General features: G+C 35.7%; 13 protein-coding genes, 2 pseudogenes and 2 other annotated features. Of the genes and pseudogenes, 12 read left to right on the top strand and 3 right to left on the bottom strand.

Annotation, left to right across the window (positions count from 1 at the left end):
* Window positions 1-305 (top strand): annotated as a pseudogene (locus M014_RS0118780) (metallophosphoesterase family protein); the annotation flags it as partial.
* A gap of 310 nt (window positions 306-615) precedes the next feature.
* Here the strand turns inward: M014_RS0118780 and M014_RS0118775 are convergent.
* Window positions 616-864 (bottom strand): hypothetical protein, encoded by a 249-nt coding sequence (locus tag M014_RS0118775; protein WP_026593093.1) that lies wholly within the window; start codon window positions 862-864, stop codon window positions 616-618.
* Window positions 865-983: 119 nt separating this feature from the next.
* On the opposite strand from M014_RS0118775, the gene M014_RS0118770 reads away from it, so the two are divergent.
* The 6 genes and pseudogenes from M014_RS0118770 to M014_RS0118740 all read left to right on the top strand — a co-directional run bounded on the left by M014_RS0118770 (window position 984) and on the right by M014_RS0118740 (window position 9,594).
* The gene (locus tag M014_RS0118770) at window positions 984-1,157 is read left to right on the top strand and encodes a hypothetical protein (RefSeq protein WP_155924351.1); all 174 of its coding nucleotides are present in this window, start codon (window positions 984-986) and stop codon (window positions 1,155-1,157) included.
* Window positions 1,158-1,571: 414 nt separating this feature from the next.
* Complete coding sequence (locus M014_RS0118765) at window positions 1,572-2,453, top strand: methyltransferase domain-containing protein (RefSeq protein WP_026593091.1); 882 nt, start codon at window positions 1,572-1,574, stop codon at window positions 2,451-2,453.
* 190 nt (window positions 2,454-2,643) lie between these two features.
* Window positions 2,644-3,471, top strand: a complete 828-nt coding sequence (locus tag M014_RS0118760) for a DegV family protein (RefSeq protein WP_026593090.1) — start codon at window positions 2,644-2,646, stop codon at window positions 3,469-3,471.
* A 492-nt stretch (window positions 3,472-3,963) separates the two neighbouring features.
* Window positions 3,964-4,143, top strand: a pseudogene (locus M014_RS0118750) (hypothetical protein); the annotation flags it as partial.
* A 119-nt stretch (window positions 4,144-4,262) separates the two neighbouring features.
* Window positions 4,263-4,502: a binding site (T-box leader), on the top strand.
* 54 nt (window positions 4,503-4,556) lie between these two features.
* Window positions 4,557-7,658, top strand: coding sequence for an isoleucine--tRNA ligase (ileS, locus tag M014_RS0118745; protein ID WP_026593087.1), 3,102 nt, complete (start codon window positions 4,557-4,559; stop codon window positions 7,656-7,658).
* A 427-nt stretch (window positions 7,659-8,085) separates the two neighbouring features.
* Window positions 8,086-9,594 carry a M36 family metallopeptidase gene (locus M014_RS0118740; protein ID WP_026593086.1) on the top strand — a complete coding sequence of 503 codons (1,509 nt, stop codon included), beginning with the start codon at window positions 8,086-8,088 and terminating at the stop codon, window positions 9,592-9,594.
* A 116-nt stretch (window positions 9,595-9,710) separates the two neighbouring features.
* On the opposite strand, the gene M014_RS0118735 is transcribed toward M014_RS0118740, so the two are convergent.
* Together M014_RS0118735 and M014_RS0118730 are read right to left on the bottom strand one after the other, a co-directional pair.
* A complete protein-coding gene (locus tag M014_RS0118735; protein ID WP_026593085.1) occupies window positions 9,711-11,204 on the bottom strand; it encodes an NAD(P)/FAD-dependent oxidoreductase in 1,494 nt (497 codons plus the stop codon).
* A gap of 281 nt (window positions 11,205-11,485) precedes the next feature.
* Window positions 11,486-11,965, bottom strand: coding sequence for a hypothetical protein (locus M014_RS0118730; RefSeq protein WP_026593084.1), 480 nt, complete (start codon window positions 11,963-11,965; stop codon window positions 11,486-11,488).
* Window positions 11,966-12,238: 273 nt separating this feature from the next.
* Window positions 12,239-12,450, top strand: a binding site (T-box leader).
* A 105-nt stretch (window positions 12,451-12,555) separates the two neighbouring features.
* On the opposite strand from M014_RS0118730, the gene aspS reads away from it, so the two are divergent.
* The 5 genes from aspS (at window position 12,556) to essC (ending at window position 20,077) form a co-directional block, all read left to right on the top strand.
* A complete protein-coding gene (gene aspS, locus M014_RS0118725) occupies window positions 12,556-13,854 on the top strand; it encodes an aspartate--tRNA(Asn) ligase (protein WP_026593083.1) in 1,299 nt (432 codons plus the stop codon).
* A 236-nt stretch (window positions 13,855-14,090) separates the two neighbouring features.
* The gene (locus tag M014_RS0118720; RefSeq protein WP_026593082.1) at window positions 14,091-14,855 is read left to right on the top strand and encodes a vWA domain-containing protein; all 765 of its coding nucleotides are present in this window, start codon (window positions 14,091-14,093) and stop codon (window positions 14,853-14,855) included.
* 15 nt (window positions 14,856-14,870) lie between these two features.
* Complete coding sequence (locus tag M014_RS0118715) at window positions 14,871-15,641, top strand: protein phosphatase 2C domain-containing protein (protein WP_026593081.1); 771 nt, start codon at window positions 14,871-14,873, stop codon at window positions 15,639-15,641.
* Window positions 15,642-15,667: 26 nt separating this feature from the next.
* Window positions 15,668-16,033 (top strand): EsaB/YukD family protein, encoded by a 366-nt coding sequence (locus tag M014_RS0118710; RefSeq protein ID WP_026593080.1) that lies wholly within the window; start codon window positions 15,668-15,670, stop codon window positions 16,031-16,033.
* Window positions 16,034-16,066: 33 nt separating this feature from the next.
* The gene (gene essC, locus M014_RS0118705; RefSeq protein WP_026593079.1) at window positions 16,067-20,077 is read left to right on the top strand and encodes a type VII secretion protein EssC; all 4,011 of its coding nucleotides are present in this window, start codon (window positions 16,067-16,069) and stop codon (window positions 20,075-20,077) included.
* Window positions 20,078-20,147 lie beyond the last annotated feature (70 nt).

Here is a 20,147-nt window from a genome sequence, read left to right as displayed (position 1 = left end):
AGCAACAAATAATTGTATGTGGACATACTCATATTCCTAGAGTTGTATATTTGCCAGATGGGAAAATCGTTGTAAATCCAGGGAGTATAGGTCTTCCAGCGTACAAAGATGACTTGCCGATTTCTCATAAAATGGAATCAGGATCACCGCTCGCTAATTATGCAGTACTGGAAAAGGAATCAACACGGTGGATTATCGAACAAATTTCAGTACCGTATGATTGGGAGAAAGCTGCAGAGAGTGCAGAGAAGAACGGACGAGAGGATTGGGCGGTGGCATTACGAACTGGTCGCGTGGAAATATAGTGCTGGAAATCTTTATAGTCCATAGGTTCAGAAAGTAAAGTGAGTTTCTAAGTATGGAAAGGAATTTGGGCGACATGGTTGAGAAGAAGTGGATAACAATCATAAGATTAAAACAAACCGAAGATCAGGAGTAGTGTCAGTGTTTTCTAGCATAAAGTTTGTGGATGTTGTAGCATAGACTGCTTATCTTTTAAATTTCAAAAGCACTAACTTAGTGATAAGAAACTTTTCCTTATCACTAAGTTAGTGCTTTTTTATGTTTACTTTAAAACTCCATCTACTAAAAAGAATAGGATTGAAAAAAGTGTGATTACGACTGTGAAAATAAAAATTCTGGAAATTCATCTGAATTTCTAGCATGTTTTTGTATAGAACCAACTGCTTTAAGAAAATAGTAATCTGCGCTTTCAACTTTAGCTGGTTCTAGCTCCACAGATCTTTTTTCTAGTTTATTAAATTGAATTTTTCCTGATTTTTCTTCCTCTTCACAAGGAAAAAAACGATAAACAACTTCCTCTTCATTTTCATATTCTTTAAACAAATCTACACATAATCCCATATTTATTACTTCCTTTCTAAATAAGGAATGTTACCTTGATTTTACATGTATATTAACTTGAAAGTCTTCAAAATGCAAAAAAGAAAGATGTGTTATTAGACAAAGAAGCGCTGAAAAATATGAATGCTGTAATTACATTAAAATATAAAAGTGGGGATAAACAAGATTTCTTTGTACGGTTAGAAGGAAACAATAGGCAGATTATGCTTGTAGAGAGTACCAGTGAACAGCACGGAGTGGGTTATGAAGTAAACGGTACATACGCCAAAAATATCATTAAGTTGTTTAAATAAAAGCCGAATTTTGATATCGGAGGAATCAAGAAAGTAGCACAAATATTTAGTAATCCGATGTTCTTAGTTTTGATTCTTTTTTCAGTTCTTACGATTATGTTAGGTGCAATTGTTTATTTGAAACTCAAAAAATTATGAGTTATACCAATAATCGTTTGCATACTCTTCTTATTACTTGTGTTGAAATATGCAAATGAGACTTTTCTTTCTTGGGTTTTATATATACAATAGTATCTCTATTAGTTGGACTTTTCATTAAATCCATTTTGTCTAAATGAGTTTACCAGATTTCTAGATACATTAAATACTTATGGATATGCAAAAATGTTTATATATCTATAAAATATTTTATCATCTGCTCAAAGAAGCAAATGGAATCAATGCTTTCAATATAAATAAAAGGGGATGACTAAATTGAAAGAGTATGAATGGGATAATCAGTTAGAATATTTGAGAAATACAAGAGATCTATATTACAACGATGATTATATAAGTTTTTTGGTAAATGCAGTTTGGAAAATTTCTAAACCAGTTCATATAGTTGACTACGGTTGTGGATATGGATATTTAGGGCTGACCCTATTGCCTCTGTTACCAATAGGGTCTAGATATACAGGAGTTGATAAGGGTAAGAAACTAATTAATGAAGCAAGAGAGTTATTCCGAAGTCTTCCATATGAAGTAGAGTTTATTGAAGCAGATGCTACTGAAATCGAATTAGAAAGAAATTATGATATAGCAGTTTGTCATGCTTTTTTACTACATATGAACGATTCGAAGACAATGTTACAAAAAATGGTAGATTCAGTTGTTAATGGAGGCAGTATCATATGTTTTGAACCACACTGGATTTCTAATATGTCTTCGTATTACCTGAATAATCTGGAGCAATCTGAAATAATTCAGCTTGGTGTTCTGCAAAAATTGTTTGAAAAAGATGCAAAGCGAAATGGCGCGGATGGTAACATTGGAATGAAATTACCGATATATTTAAGTGAACTAGGTGTAGAAAAGATTGAGTGCAGGGTTAGCGATAAGGTGAATTTTCTTAATACGAATGAGATGCAAAGAGAGAAACAACAATTGTATCACGCACTTAAGGAAGAGGGAATTGGTAATACACCTGCTGAAAAGGATGGTTTTATCGAACGTTTAATAAGCCGAGGACTGACGTATAATGAAGCAATAGCACAGTACCAGGCAGAATTAAACTTCTCTAAAGAATTTACTTTAGAATCTTCTTTCGTCTATGCCCCAAGTATGAAAATCACTTTTGGAATCGTGAAGAATAAGTAAATATGTCGAAATAGTGTACGAATTTGGATAGAATCGATATTAATTTTGAAAACTTTGCTCAAATCATCCATATCCTATAGAAAAACAGAGATAGTCTTGTTATGATAACAAACATAGTCCTTTTCATAACTCAAATAGATAGAATAGTGAGATAAGTTTCAGGAAAGGATGTATACAAGGGAGGAACAGCATGAAGCGAGTTGCTTGGTTTACTGATAGTACAACTGCAAGCTGTACAACAAGTGAAGATAATTTTGTTATACCAATTGAAATTGTTATTAATGGAACTGCCTATAAAGACTGTGAAGAAGGTGTTCGTGAACGTGTCTACGATGCGTTAAAAGAAGGTGTAACCGTAACTACATCACAACCGAATTTAGGCGAGATGGTTGCTCTTTTCTCGAAGTGTAAAGAGGAATATGAAGAAGGATTTGCTTTCACAATTAGCGGGAAGGTGAGTGGTACCTATCAAAATATGATACTCGCAGCAGAAATGGCAGGATTTCCTCTAATCGTAATAGATAGTGAAACAGCAAGTTATCCAATGGATGAACTTTTAACAAAAGCACAAACGTTATACCGTGAAGGTATGACTTTACAAGATATACAAAAAACAATACAACACATTGAACGTAGTCCTTATTATGTATTTCCGAAAGATCTAAAAGGTTTATATGCAAGTGGACGTGTGAAGGGAGTGCAGTTTATACTAGGTAGCCTACTAAGCGTGAATCCAATTTTAGAAGTACAAGATGGAGAAGTTGTGATGACAAAAAAAGTTCGTAAAATACAAAAGTGTAAAGAGTATATGCGAACTGAACTTGAAAAAGACACTCCGAAAGTGGTACATGTTTTCCACGCTAATGATGAAGCAGGGGCGAAAGAATGGATTGCCGATTTTAGAGAAGTATTTCCTGAAATGAAGTTTCAAATTTACCCACTTCCTATATCTTTTGCTGTTCATGCAGGCGCTGGAACAATTGCGATTAGCTTTTCGAAAGGGGAAAACCGTGAATAATTCACGGTTTTTTTATGTTTTTGTTCTTAGTTTTATGTAAATGGAAATAATCCGGAAATTTAGTAATAAGTATAGGACAAATTTTTATTCATATAACGAAAAATACGCTATTCTTTTTATAATTAATTTTTTAAAAGAAACAGCATTTTTGACGGGAAAATATAAGGGGAATGAAAAAGCCATTATTAAAGAGCTTGAAAAGGGACTGCAAAGAAAATTAAATGCTGAAGAAATTGAAACTATCAATTTTTTCGTCAATGGATACTGTCTAGAAAGAGTTTAATATTGAACTCAGAGAAAAGTATACGATTTCTTTTACTAGAAAGCATGTTAAAAAGCCCAGGAATTTTGTTTCTGGGTTTTTTAACATGTTTGTTTATTAAGGCGTTGTACCTTTTCATGGCCATAATCTAATTTTGTGTTTTCCACAAAAACAAGAAAAGATAACATAAAAGAAGAACACTAAATATGTAGAAAATTTGTTAATCTGAATTGTATTTCGATTCTTCAGATTTGTTAGTTCGATACAACAGAACATGCTATTTAGCTGTTTTAAATCGAAACGAAGAGGCAAAGGCAGAACTTGAAACAGTTCTTCATGAAGATAAAACTGGATTTTTTGCAGAACTTGGAGAAGAAGATGAAGATTTAGAGGAAGTATGGGCACGATAAAGTAATAGAAACTTTTCACGATGTATAAAATACGAAATTAGGATGAAAATGAAAATATATTTTTGAATTGATTGACAATTATCTGTTTCATGGAATAAAATAACTTTTAATAAAAGTATACAAATCTGAAGACGAGAAAGAGTAAAATATCGTACTGTTCCCCAGAGAGCCGGCGTTATGCTGAAAGCCGGTGTACAGACTTTATTTGAAAATCATCTCTGAGGAGCCGTGGCTGAATAGAGTAAGCTCGGACGGATGTCTACCGTTACAAAGAACGCGTATGCTAGTACGTTGCTAAGTGCTATTGGTTAAAATACTAATAGAATTAGGGTGGTAACGCGGGTAAACCCGTCCCTACTTATAGGGACGGGTTTTTTGTGTGCTTTTACAAAATTTCAAAGGAGTGATTGTAAATGGAGAAGGTAGATGTAAAAGAATTAGCTGTAGGAAGAGAAACACGAATTCATAAGCAGTGGAACAAGCAGAATATCTTTGAGCAATCCATTCGGAATCGTGAAGGCGCACAATCTTTCGTTTTTTATGAAGGACCACCAACTGCAAATGGATTACCGCACGTTGGGCATGCGCTTGGGCGGACGATTAAAGATGTAGTAGCAAGATATAAAACAATGACTGGATACAAAGTACTTCGAAAAGCTGGCTGGGATACACATGGTTTACCGGTAGAACTAGGAGTGGAAAAGCAACTTGGTATTTCTGGTAAACATGAAATTGAAGAATACGGAATTGAACCATTTATCCAAAAGTGTAAAGAAAGTGTATTTACGTATGAAAAGCAGTGGCGTGAATTTACTGAGAGCATCGGATATTGGGTTGATATGGATGATCCGTACGTAACTTTGCAGAACCCTTATATTGAGAGTGTATGGCATATTCTTGGAACAATTCATGAAAAAGGGCTGCTATATAAAGGGCATCGAGTTTCACCGTACTGTCCAAGTTGTCAAACATCACTTAGTTCGCATGAAGTAGCGCAAGGTTATAAAACAGTAAAAGATTTAAGTGCGACTGTGAAATTTAAAGTATTGAATAGTGAAAATGAATATTTTCTTGGGTGGACGACAACCCCGTGGACATTGCCTGCCAATGTAGCTCTTGCTGTACATCTGGATATGGAATATGTGAAAGCAGAGAAAGATGGAACCGTTTATATTGTTGCAAAAGAGCGTGCAAATGATGTGTTAAAAGAAGGCTATCAAGTATTATCTATTCATAAAGGAGCAGAATTAGTAGGTATTTCATATACAGCTCCATTTCCTATGGACGAAGTTACGAATGGATACCGTGTTATTTCAGCAGACTTTGTTACGGGAGATAGCGGGACGGGACTTGTTCATATCGCACCAGCTTATGGAGAAGATGATTATAAAGTGGTGCAACATGAAGGATTATCGTTCCTTCATGTTGTGGATGAGCAAGGTAAATATACAGAAGTTGTTCCGTTTTTAAAAGGGAAGTTTGTGAAAGAGTGTGATGTGGATATTGTTCGTTATTTAGCTGGGGAAGGATTGCTCTATCATAAAGAGAAATATGAACATAGTTATCCGCATTGCTGGCGCTGTGATTCACCACTTCTCTATTATGCTGGAGAGAGTTGGTTTATTCGGACAACTGAAATTAAAGAGACGTTCTTACAGAATAATGATGCAGTTACATGGTATCCAGACCATATGAAGCATGGGCGATTTGGAAAGTTTTTAGAGAATATGGTGGACTGGAATATTAGCCGAAAACGCTACTGGGGAACACCGTTAAATGTATGGGAATGTGAAAACTGTGATCATCAATTTGCGCCGAAGAGCATCGAGAGATTAAGAAAGCATAGCAGAGGGCAGGTAGAAGAAAATTTAGAACTGCATAAACCGTATGTAGATGAAGTGAAGGTATGCTGTGAAAAATGCGGTGGCTTAATGACTCGTACGCCAGAAGTAATTGATGTTTGGTTTGATAGTGGTTCGATGCCATTTGCACAGTATCATTATCCATTTGAAAATAAAGAGCTTTTTGAGGAACAATTCCCAGCGGATGTAATCGCTGAAGGTGTCGATCAAACGCGCGGTTGGTTTTATAGTTTATTAGCAGTAGCGGCTTTATACACTGGAAAAGTACCATACAAACGTGTATTATCTCTTGGGCATGTGCTAGATGAACAAGGACAGAAAATGTCTAAAAGTAAAGGAAATGCATTAGATCCAGTAGACTTAATTGAAAAATTTGGTGCAGACGCATTAAGATGGGCTCTTCTTGTTGATAGTGCACCTTGGAATGCAAAACGATTTTCTGAAAGAACTGTCCAAGAGGCGAAGTCGAAACTTGTAGATACACTTGTAAATGTATATAGTTTTTATGTTTTATATGCAAACTTAGATGAATATGATCCAAAAGAGAAGTATGAGGTAAAGCGAACGAAATTAGATGAGTGGGTATTATCACGTCTTCATAGTACAACGAAAAAAGTAAGAAGTGCATTAGATGAGTATCAATTTACAAATGCAGCTCGTGAAATTGCGACTCTTGTAGATGAGGTAAGTAACTGGTATGTAAGACGTTCACGCAGTCGTTTTTGGGAGTCTGGCATGAATCCTGAAAAGACCGCGGCGTATGAAACACTTCATGAGGTACTTGTTACACTTAGCAAGTTACTTGCTCCATTTGCTCCTTTTGTAGCAGAAGATATTCATCTTAACTTGGAAGGAAGTAGTGTTCATTTGACGGATTATCCAGTAGCAGATGAAACACTTATTCAATCAAAGCTAGAACAAGAAATGGATGCTGTTTTACAAGTTGTAGAACTCGGACGTAGCAATCGAAATCAATATGCATTAAAAGTGAAACAGCCATTAGCAGAGCTTGTATTACTAGAGCATCATGAGCAGAAAGTAGACTGGAAATCCTACCGTGATATTGTTATGGAGGAATTGAACGTAAAAGCATTTCATGTAGAATTAGATGAAACAAAGTATACATCGTATCAATTAAAGTTGAATTTTAAGACGGCAGGACCGAAATTCGGGAAGAACGTCAATGTTGTAAATCAATGGTTAAAACAATTACCGCAAGAAGAAGTACAAAAATTTGTTGTAGAGGAAAAGGCAATGTTTAAGCTTATCTCAGGAGAAGAAATTACAGTATCAGTTGAAGATGTATTGGTAGAACAAGTGCCAAAAGCAGGATTTTCTAATACGACAAACGGACAATATACGGTAATGTTAGATACAAATGTTACAGAGGAATTGTTACAAGAAGGAGTGGCACGTGAATTTATTCGCGCTGTTCAAGAGTATCGAAAACAGTTAAATTTACCCGTTAACTTGCGAGTAGATGTAATCCTTGATACAGAAGATGAATTACAGAGAACATTAACGAAACATCAAGGTTTATTAGAAGAAAACTTGTTAGTAAAGCAATTTACATTCCAAACGTTAACACAAGAGGAAGACGAAATTTCTTTAGGTGAGAAAACGGTTCGAATCAAGTTGAGCCCAGCTAGCTAAATCACAAAAAGTAGTATGTAATCGAAGGCACAGTTACAAAATCCTGTATGAATCATGCAGGATTTTGTTTTTATTCTGCGAAAGAGACAGGGATTATTACCTGTTTGTAGTTGAAAATGCTAGAACAACATAAGTGATATCAAAACATCAGTATTCTTTTTGTTTAGAATAAATGTAGGAGTAGTAATTATGAACGATCTGGTGCAGGACATGATTGAATAAATTGAAGATCATCTTAAAAATCTTTTTCAAGTTTGGTTAATCTCTATAGCGAATAATATCTTTCGAAAGTATTTATTACTTTGATACACAAATATTGAGAAAATATTACTTTATATTTAATGAGAAAAAGAGAAAGGTAATATAATTGTTTTTATAGAATTACTCGTACATTCAAAATTTATGAAGAGAGTGGAGAGTGGTTCTAATGTTCAAAAAAAGAGTAGTGGCAATTGCTACAGCAATACCGTTAGTGCTAGGTACAGTATCTACTGCTTCAGCGGTAGAAGAGAAACAAGTAAAGATAGACCGATATTCTCCTCAGGAAAAAGCAGCCGAATATTTAAAAACGAATGCTTCGCAATATGTATTAAAGTCAGATTTATCAGACCTACAGTATATTTCAACAACAGATACACAGGTAGCTTCATATGTTAGATTTCAACAAGTAGTAAATGGTGCACCTGTATTTTCAAGACAAATAACGGTGACCCTTAATGGAAAAGGTCAAGGATTACTTGCAGTTTCTGATTATCAGCCTGTGCAGAGTGTGAAAGAAATAAAGCAAAAGATTAGTGAAAAAGAGGCAGAACAAAAATCAAAGGCATATGTTGGAGGAGAAAGTGAACAAAATTTATGGGCTCCAACAATGAAAGAATTTGGGTATGTCATTGAAGAAGGTGTTGCTATTCCAGTATACCGAGTTGTAGTCCACTTCAATCAACCATTTGGTGCGTGGGAAACAGTCATTGATGCTGAGAGTGGAAAGTTAATTAAAAAGGTTGATATAAACCGGAAGGCGGAAGGGACAGGGAAAGTGTTTATGCCTAATCCTGTCGTATCAAGTGGCAGCTTAACTGGTTTAAAGGATAATAATGATGCAGATTCCACAGCATTAAATAATCAATTAAAAACAGTTACTTTAAAAGGTTTAAATGGGACGGGATTTTTAGTTGGAGATTACGTGACTATTTCTTCAAAGGCAAAAACAAAATCTTCAACCCTTCAATTTAATTACACACGTTCAAATGATAGTTTTGAAGATGTAATGGCGTATTATCATATCGATACTTTACAACGTTACATCCAACAAATAGGTTTTAATAATATTAATAATCGCTCTATTAAAGTAAATGTGAACGGAACGAGAGATGATAATTCTTTCTACTCTCCGTCAACAAAAGCTTTAACATTCGGAACTGGTGGGGTAGATGATGCAGAGGATGCAGGAATTATTGCACATGAGTATGGGCATTCGATTCAAGATAATCAAGTTCCAGGGTTCGGAAATTCTGCAGAAGGCGGGGCAATGGGAGAAGGATTTGGAGATTTCTTAGGTGCAACTTATGAGGATGCTACATCAACTACAGGATATGGAAAAGCATGTGTAGGAGAATGGGATGGGACTTCTTATTCCAGCTCTAATCCAACATGTTTACGACGATTAGACAATAACAAAGTGTATCCAAGGGATATTGAGAACGAAGTACATGCGGATGGAGAAATTTGGGCACAAGGTGAATATGAAATGGCGCAAGCTTTTGGTCGTGATGTAACAACAAAAATCATTTTGCAGTCCCATTGGTCACTTACTCCAAATGCGACATTCCGTGATGGTGCAAAAGCAATAAAGCAAGCAGATGCACTACTTTACGGAGGACAACATGCAGCGGAAATTGATCGGATTTGGGCAGCACGAGGAATTAGTACGAATTAAGAATATGAATGAATAATAAAGAACCCCTGATATAACACCGATTATGCCGGGGTTTCTTTATTACTTGTATTTACTATCAAAAATTACCTATCTATTCATCTAGGAGTTTTCCAGATTTATTGATTTACTGATGCAAAGGCTGTCTGAGAGAAATTAGGTATAATCTGATTTAATACTTTATCTAATGATTGACCATAGGCGAGTAAAAGTTCATCAAGGAAGCGTTTCCCTTCGTTAGATGAAGTGAGAATGGTCTTAACTAGTTGTGGATCAAATATAGTACACGGTGAGACTGCTAATGAGTTTACTGACCAATACATTCCGTATAGTTTGAAATCACGCTTCGTTGTTGCATATTTAAGAAATAAATCCATATATCTTTGGCCAAAAGAGATGCCTTTCAATTGCTGTGAACTCACATATTCGACACCTTTCCACTGTAAATCAGTAGCACAATTGAGCCACCAAGCTGGTTCGATTACATCTTGCATTTTTTTGAGAACCCTTTGTTCGAAATGAGGGGTAGGGTTATGTTGTTGTTCTTGCAAGCAAGACTCGAGCACTTCTACTTCAATTGCAGCAACGGTCATGCCTTGGCCAAAAATAGGATCGTAAATACAGAATGCGTCACCTAAGACTAACAATCCAGAGGGCCATCGCTCCATTTGTTCAAAGTGATGACGAAACAGTTCTGGAACACGATAACTTCGAGGGGAGCATATTGGTTCAAAATCGTACAAAATCTCGCCGATTATCGGACTTGGGAGCTGGGTAATAGTCTGTTCAAATTCTCCGGCATTTGTAGGAGGATAATGCCCACCAGGACGATAGATTAGCACCTCGGCTATATTATTTTCAATAAAGGAAAAGACACCTGTAAAAGTTTCTTTAGTGGGCTGCCCTGCAATGTTAATTGTGTCCCATTTTTCTGTGAGATGTTGGAGATGGGAAGGAACCTTATAGCGGCGGGTACTATATCCAAGAGAGACTTTCAAACGATCTGATTCCGGTACATCATAGCCGTAATTTTGAAGCCAATTCACGAGTTTAGAGGAGCGACCACTCGTGTCAATTATCAAATCAGCATGCAGTGAACGTTCTTGTTCAGATTTTCCACGTTCTGAGACTTTGACTCCTGTAACAACTGTTCGATCAATTGTCATTAATAAATCCATTACGTTATGATTTGTGAGAAAACTAACATTAGAAATTTTTTGTACTTGTTTACGAAGCGTCCATTCAAGCAAAGCCCTACTGAATTTAACATCATTTCGTGGATATTGCATTTCTATCGTGCCATATTGGTTCATGTTGTGGATGGTTTTGTTTAGTACTGAGGGTGCACCTTGTGCTACTAAGTCATTTTCATATCCTGGGAAGAGTCGGTCAGTAATTAATTTACCACGCTGGGTAAAACGATGTGGATGAAAGGCTTGTGGAGTACCAGAACGGTTGTCAGGTCTTTCTGGAAAAGTATCTTTATCGACTATAAGCACTTCTTTATAGTAGGTCGAAAGTACTCTTGCAGTTAGTAGCCCTCCAATACCACCCCCAATGATAATCGCTCGTTCTGTTTTGCCTGTTGTTAGTGCATAGTTGGTATGAGTCATAATTTTCAACCTCCATTTATTAGGTGAATTTTAATCAGTATTTTTCATTCCACACTGGTTATTAGAGATTGGTTGAGTTTTTTCCTGCTTGCTAAATTGAATATTCTGTATTAAGGCCAGTTGAAGAAGCTAGAATGGTAGCTGAAAGATAGGTAAAGTTTTTGAAAGGAAAAAGAATGAAATAAAAAAAGCGTTATTCGCTCCTAATATTGTTTAGAAAGAACAACGCAATGTATTTTAAAGATTATTACAAAGAATTTTTCTATTCTTATAGAGGAATTTCATTTTTGAGATTCCTTAAAAACAAAATGCTCTTTAAACTTTCTCCCTTCCACTTTCTGACCACTTCGCATTGTACGGAAAGGATGCTCTTGCCATGTAATCATGACATCTACTTTATCTGCTTTTACGGAAACAGGAAAATTCGCATGTTCAAATCCTGTTTTCCCACTTGCTAATCGAGCTTCTTTTAAAGAAAACAGTTCATATTTTGTCTCTGTTTTTGGTTCATTTCGAAATACTTCTACTCGAACATTATAAACTTCAGTTTTTCCGATGTTTTGTACGGAGAAGTGATAGGTGTGAAAAACACCTTTTTTAGATTGTAACATGCCTTTTTCGGTTTTCTTTACTTCATCAATATTGACTTTCCATTGTTTTGAATTCTGTGAGCTGGGTAGTGATTGTGGGGAATAGGCGTACACTTGATTTGTAGTAATCAGGCATAATAGCAAGAGTAAGGAACTGACTGTTTTTTTCATGTATAGACCTCCAGGAGAAATTTACTAATAATATGTGTGAAAAACAAATTGTTATGTAGTGAAATAAGAGTTTTTTGAGAAGAATGGGATTCATGATCTAAAAAAATTACAAGAATTTGAATGAATGTATCCAAAAGATCAAGTACGGATATTTTTTCATAAAAGGGAATATAGGAAAAGGATCACGGGGAATGAATTTAGAATTAAATTCAGAAAATAATAAAAAAACACCTTGCATTTTCTCTTTTAAAGGAATAGAATACTCTGTAAATATAAAAAGCGATGAACAGGAAAAGTACATGATGCAAGGGTCTCCAGAGAGCAATCGATTGCTGGGAAGATTGCGATACCGCATGATGGAAAGACACCTGTGAGCGTTGTTTTGAACGTGATGATTAGTAAAAACAAACGGTACCTACCGTTATCAGGTTTAAGATGGTCAGTATGACAATTTGGGTGGTACCGCGGAAAAATCCGTCCCTATTTATAGGGGCGGATTTTTGTGTTTTTTGAAAGGAGGTGAGTGGCTGTGGATGATGACGATGACAACAATAATGTAAATAAATATGAGAATATAGGAGGGGAAAGTAATGGGTCAAACAATGAAGCGGTCACTCGTTCGTGAATGCAAAACATGTAGTAAAAAGGTAGTTTTACTACAAGGTTGGGTGAAAAAAATTCGTCATTTAGGGAATATCAGTTTTTTATTGTTACGTGATCGAACAGGTGTTATTCAATGTGTATTAGAAAAAGACTTGGCCGGATATAAAGTAGATGTAGAAAGTGTTGTTCAAATTATTGGCGAACTTGTGGAAACTACAAAAACAGAATTAGGTTTCGAATTGCTTGTAGAAGAAGTAAAGGTGTTAAATACTTCTGAAACACTTCCTTTTGAAGTGAATAAAAGAAAACTGCAAGTTGGTTTAGATCAAATGTTGAATGAGCGTGTTATATCGCTTCGGCATGAACGGATACAGGCTATTTTTACGATTCAATCTACGCTCGTACAGGCATTTAGTGAATTTTTACTAGAGAACGATTTCACACGTATATTTACGCCGAAAATCGTTTCACAAGGAGCGGAAGGGGGAGCGAATGTTTTTAAACTCCCTTATTTTCAAAAAGAAGCGTATTTAGCGCAATCTCCACAGTTTTATAAACAAATGATGGTAGCAGGTGGTTTGGAACGTGTTTTTGAAATCGCTCCTGTTTATCGAGCAGAGCATCACAACTCTTCCCGTCATTTGAATGAATATATTTCTTTAGACGTAGAACTTGGGTTTATTCATGATTTTCATGAGGTAATGGCATTAGAGGCAGATGTTTTACGCTATATGTTTGAACAAGTAGGCCGGAAATGTGAAAAGGAATTATCGCTCTTACAAGTTACGGTTCCAATCATTACAGAGATTCCAAAGATTACACTTACAGAAGCGCGGCGTATGTTAAAAACAAAGTATCGAAAAGACTCACCAGCAGGTGATTTAGATACAGAAGGGGAAAAACTACTTGGAAAATATGTGAAAGAAAGGTACGGAAGTGATTTTGTCTTTATTACACATTATCCGAAAGAAGCGAGACCGATGTACACGATGCCGAATAAAGAAAATCAGGCTGTTACGGATTCTTTTGACTTATTGTATAAAGGATTAGAAATTACATCAGGTGCGCAGCGAATTCATGAGTATGATATGTTACTTGCTTCATTTAAAGAAAAAGGATTACATCATGAAAAATTCCAGTCATATATCGATACATTCCGGTATGGCTGTCCGCCGCATGGTGGATTTGGAATTGGATTAGAAAGGCTTGTATATAAATTTTTAGAATTATCAAATGTGCGAGAAGCGAGCGCATTTCCGAGAGATTGTACGCGTCTTGTGCCATAACTATAATAAAAACTCTTCATATAATGGAGAGTTTTTATTGTATTTGAGAAAGAAGTTGAGAATGAAAAATAACATTTGTCTATTGAAGATGTATTCTTTTAATCATAAATTATTATATTGATAAATAATAGGAAAAAAATTCTATTATGCATTGAGAAATAGAAAATTCATACGTTATAATAAACTATGAATATAGAGAATACTTGTATAATTTTTTGTGAGAAAGGGTATGGAAAATGTTATATCAAACACAAGCAACACAGCAAACACCAGCGTATATTATTTACCTACTTGATGTGAGTGCATCAATGAATCAGATGATGGATGCAGGAGGAGAGGAGAAGCGACGTATTGATATTGTGACAGATGCTCTTTCTTTAGCAATTCGCCAAATGGTGTTTCGTTCTACGAAAGGTAGTCGTTTGTTGCCGAGATATCGTCTATCTATTTTAGCGTATAGCGATCATGTCTTTGATTTATTAGGAGGCGTAAAAACAATTGATGAAGTCGCGAGATTACGTCCGTTAGAAAAAATCCAAACGCATCGTTTAACAGATACAGCAAAAGCTTTTTCAGTAGTAGAAAAATTATTGCAAAATGAATTACCAAACTTGCAAGAAGGACCAGCTCCCGTTGTTTGTCATATGACAGATGGAGCATCAACAGGTGAAGATCCGGAATCAATCGTACAACGGATTATGAATATGTCAGTACCAGATGGGAAGGTGCTCGTTGAAAATATATTTATTTCAGATGAAATGATACAAGAACCGATTTCAAATATTAAACAATGGAAAGGCATTATGCCAGATACAAACATTTCGGACGAATATGGTGCAAAGCTCCAGCGTCTTTCCTCACCTATTCCTGAAAGTTATCGTGAAATGATGATTGAACATGGATTTCATATTGCGGATGGAGCACTTATGATGCTGCCTGGTACGAATGCTGATTTAGTATCACTTGGGTTTCAAATGTCCGCTGCTACGCCAGTTCGATAGGAGGTGGAAGGGAAGGTGATACATACTTTGCCGCAAGTGAAAGAAACGCTGTTGCAGAAGCAGAGCACGGAATATTTTACATATCGTTATAGCTATTTTAGAGCGAAGGAAACACAAGAGTTAAATGAAACCGGACAGGATTTTTTAGCGTTCCAAGTAAGTGGAAATCGTTTTATATTTGTACTATGTGATGGTGTTGGTATGTCTTTTCATGGAGAAATCGCAGCCGAATTTCTTGGGACAAAATTATTAGAGTTATTTGAAGCTTATTTGGATAAGAAACAAGATTTTTCCACTATTTTAGACAAGAGTTTACAAGAGTGGAAGAAAGAAGCGATAGAAAAAGTGGAAGCGTTTCGGTTGCCACAAGATACCCCTTGGTTACTCCGGGATGTATTGGAAGAAAAACGAAACCACGGCAGTGAATCCATGTTTATTGGTGGAACAATTGAAGTAATTCCAAATCGAAATGAAGTGAATATCATGGTAGTTGCACATGGGGATTCATTCTTGCATTTATTTCAAGAGGATAAGAAGTGTCTTGATTTGATAGAGTATGAGAGAAATGCAGAAAATAGATGGTCTACTCATCGCGGAATACTTGGTGGGGAGTTGAAAGTTATTTCGAAAACCTTAGCCAGAAAAGAAGCAAATCGGCTTGTTATACATTCGGATGGTTTGATGCCACTCCTTCATTATAATTTTGAAGAAGTAACAGAGGAAATCAAACGGGCACAGAGCTCTCCGACAAGTGATGATATTTCATTCCTTGATATTTCTTGGTAAGAACATGAGGAAAAAGGTGAATAAAGTTGGAAGAAATTATTGTGACGTACATAAAGCAGTCAAATGAAGAAATAGATATTGCGATTCCCAATGATGTAAAAGCGGAACAAATTATTGAAGCGATTTTACATCATGAAAAGATAGATGAAACATTAAGTGGAATCTATGAAATTCGAGCAGCAAAGGATAAAGAAGATTGGCATTCTATTCGTAATGATGCGACTTTGCGAGATAATGATGTCTGGGATGGTCAATATATTATGTTGCATAAAAAAGGAGCAATCATTCCTTCTTTTGAGATGTTACCAGCCAAAGAGCAACATAACGAATCTGTCATACCTGATGTGCCTTCTGATGAAGATGAAGGTTATGTATGGAAAATGATTGAATAGAATGTTTTGTGAAAGAGGAAGGAGAAATGTTTTGTGCAGAAATCACCATATTTTCAGCGCTCTCCGCGTATGAAAGTAGATATACCAACTGGAAATATCGTCATTCATGATCCGCCAAATATACCGGAAGAACCGAAGTTTTCAATTGAAACGATCATATTGCCAGCGGCGATGACACTTTTAACATTTATATTATACTTTGTGATGATGAAAGTGATGAAAATGAATTCAAGCTACTTGCCGCTTATGATGATTTCTAGTATCCCGATGTTAGGATCCTATATATTTACAGGAATGGGGTATATACGTAATAGGAAAGAACATCGTCAAATGGTTGAACAATTGAAAACAAGATACTTAGAACAAATTCAAAAACACCGAGTAGAGTTAGATACATTAAAGGTTGAACAAGCGAAGTATTTGATTACTCAAAATCCAAGTCCGTTAAAAAGTGTGCAACGAATTGAAAATCGAGAAAGTAATTTATGGGAAAGAACTCCGGAAAGTCCTGACTTTTTAGATATTCGTATTGGAACAGGATCAAGACCATTTTTAGTTGAATTAAAAGTTCCCGAACAAAGGGGTTATGAAGAAAATACATTAGTTACAGAAGCCCAAAATGTGAAAAGGGACTTTACAACAATTCCTAATGGGCATATTTCAATCTCTCTGAAAAAAAATGATGTAATTGGTGTAGTTGGAAATAAAGAAGATAGATTGAACTTTATTCGAACTGTAACAACACAAATTATGACGCATCATGCTCCAAATGAAGTGAAAATAGCAGCGTTTTATCATGAGAGAGAGAAAAAACAATGGGATTGGATGAGGTGGCTTCCACATGTATGGGACGAGCAACGAAGCATGCGTTTTTTAGCGGAAAATGAACAGAATGCTCAAAAGTTAGCAGAATCATTGTTTACACCGCTTAATATGCGTCGAATCTATAATTCTTCAGCACAAGCAGATGAGAAAGTACCATTAATTCCAATGTATATTTTCTTCTTATCTGCAAGAGAATTTTTAGAAGATGATCCTCTTATTCCTATGTTGCTCAGAGAAGGAGAAAGTGTGGGCGCTTCTACATTCGTATTTGCAGAACAAAAAGAACGATTGCCAATGGAATGTGATATTGTTATTAGCTTAAATGGAGAAAACGGTGAATTAGTTGAAACATTTTCAAACTCGGCTGAAAATAGTGGAACAACACGTGCTAGTTTTAAAGTGGATCGTCTTTCGTTTGAACGTTGTGAATTAGGCGCTCGTAGTATCGCACCGATTCGAATGAAAAGCTCTACAGCAGCTAACATACCGAAAGTATTAACGTTTTTAGATTTATTCCAAGTGAAAAAAATGGAAGAATTACAAGTTTTAGATCGATGGAATGAAAATCGCTATCCAACTTCATTGCCGGTACCAATTGGAGTAAGGGAAGGAAGCAAACCTGTATTTTTAAATATCCATGACAAAATTGAGAAAAAAGGACACGGACCACATGGACTAATGGCTGGTACGACAGGATCAGGGAAAAGTGAAGTTATTCAGTCTATCATTGCAGCCTTAGCGGTTACTTATCACCCTCATGAAATGGCATTTATGCTAATTGACTATAAAGGTGGGGGAATGTCCAATACATTTTCGGGGTTACCGCATATCATTGCATCGATTACAAACTTAGAAGATCCAAATTTAATAGAGCGTGCAAGGATTTCATTGAAGGCGGAGTTAGAAAGAAGACAAAAACTGTTCATTCAAGCTGGAAATGTCCAACATCTTGACGAATACTATGAAACAACTTGGCGTGAGAAAGAGCCATTGCCGCATTTATTTATTGTTATTGATGAGTTTGCCCAAATGAAAAAGGAACAACCAGAATTTATGGATGAACTGATCAGCGTCGCTGCAATAGGTAGAACGTTAGGGGTACATTTATTACTAGCAACGCAGAAACCATCTGGAGTTGTCAACGATAAAATTTGGAGTAACTCTCGTTTTCGCATTTGTTTGCGCGTACAAGATGACGCAGATAGTCGTGAAATGCTAAAAATTCCAGATGCATCTAAAATTAATGTTCCTGGACGTGGATATTTACAAGTTGGTAGTAATGAGATACTAGAACTCTTCCAATCAGCTTGGAGTGGAGCGCCATATAGTCCAGATGAAGAAAAGGTTGTAGAGATCGTTGATTTCACAGAAGTAAAGCTTTCGGGTAAACGAATAAAAGTGAAAAAGCGACCGAAATCTATGACGAATAGTCCAAAGCAATTACAAGCATTTATTCGATATATACAAACAATATCTGAGAAAGAAAATATTAAACCATTGCCAGGACCTTGGTTGGCGCCTTTACCAGAGAAATTATTATTAAATCGATTCTATGAAATAGAGAATTGGAACATGGATTTATGGAAACAAAGAGAAGAAGATTTGCAGGTAACAGTAGGATTGATTGATGATGTCGCAAACCAAGCGCAATATCCTTTGAAATTGGATTTACAAGAGGGCCATTTAAATATTTATGGCATGCCAGGTACAGGGAAAACGACTTTGTTACAAACAATTATTATGTCTCTAGCATTGTCTCATACACCAGAGGAAGTAAACTTCTATGTGGTTGATTTCGGTCGCATGTTTTTAGACTTTAGAGATTTACCACATGTGGGTGGAATTGTACAAGAAGACGAAATTGAAAAAATGAAACGGTTGTTCAGCTTTTTGAAGAAGGAAGTCACATATCGAAAAGAATGTTTTTCTGATATGGGAGCAAAATCTTTCGCGATGTATAACCGAATGGTAGAAACAAAGATTCCAGCTATTGTCATCATGATAGATGGTTATATTAGATTCCGAAGTGAGTATGAGAAGGAAAATGAAATTTTAGAGCAATTATTACGTGAATCAAGTACGTATGGTATTTATTTTTATTTTTCGCTCAACCAAACAACCGACATGTTTGACCGTGTTCGTAACAACATTCCGATGGCAATTTCGTTTGAATTACAAGATAGAACTGAATATTATAGCTTAGTTGGAAGACCGAACTTCCCATTAATTGATGTGCCATCTGGTCGTGGTTTAGCAAAAGGACAACCGCCAGAATTATTCCAAGCAGCATTACCTTTCATTGGGGAGAATGAATTAGAATATTCTCAGCAGTTAAAAACAATTATTCAAAAAATGGATAGAGCTTGGAATGGAGAGAAAGCAAAGGCAATTCCAATGGTTCCAAAAGAGTTGTTCGTTGAAGAAGTGCTAGAGCAATCAGAACCTTCACAAATTTGTGCTGGTATTGAAACAGAAGATATTCGTTTACAAAGCTTTTCATTAGAAGAAATGACAAATATTTTTATTGGTGGAAGAATTGAAGGTGGTAAGACATCATTATTACAAACACTGATTTTTTCTCTTACCTATCAATATGCACCTGAAGAAATTGAATTAATAATGATTGATTTAAGCGAAAGAACAACAGGTATTTTGGCTTTAGGAGACTTACCTCATGTTAAAAAGCGCATAACTAATGACATGCAATTAAAAGAACTGTTAGATGAGTTACTTGAAATAATAAATAGCAGAGAAGTCGTAACACCACCTTTGAATCCAAATGAAAAAATAGAACTTCCATACTCGAGGATTATGATTGTTATTGATGATATTGATCAAATATTGGCGTTATTATCTGCTGATTTTGATGCGAAAAATAAAATTGAGCAAATTGTCCAAAACGGAAGAAATAAAGGAATTCATTTTATTACGGCTGCTACGACTTCAAGTGTAAATAGTTACTCTCATGAAAAATGGTTTGCAGAAATTAGAAAAAGAAGCTTTAGCTACTTATTAGGTACTACGCAAAATAACGACTTGTATTTCTTTAATATAAAACTACCACATGTAGAAATGGACCGAGAGCTAAGTAGCGGTGAAGGGTATTTTGTACGCAGGAAGCAGATTAAAATAAAATGTGCTTTTACGCCTTTACATTTGCTTCAAGATTTAAAGCAAAAGATTGCTAGAAAATGGATAGGATCGACAAAAAGAGTGTAAAACTTGGGTAATTTACAAAAAAATACTATTTTTTTGTAAATTACCCCTTTAAATATTGTGTGAATATAGT

This window comes from Bacillus sp. UNC437CL72CviS29, assembly GCF_000482345.1.
In the GTDB taxonomy this organism is placed as follows: domain Bacteria; phylum Bacillota; class Bacilli; order Bacillales; family Bacillaceae_G; genus Bacillus_A; species Bacillus_A arachidis.
Note: the sequence above shows the minus strand (reverse complement) of the source record. Positions and strands in the feature narration are given on the sequence as shown.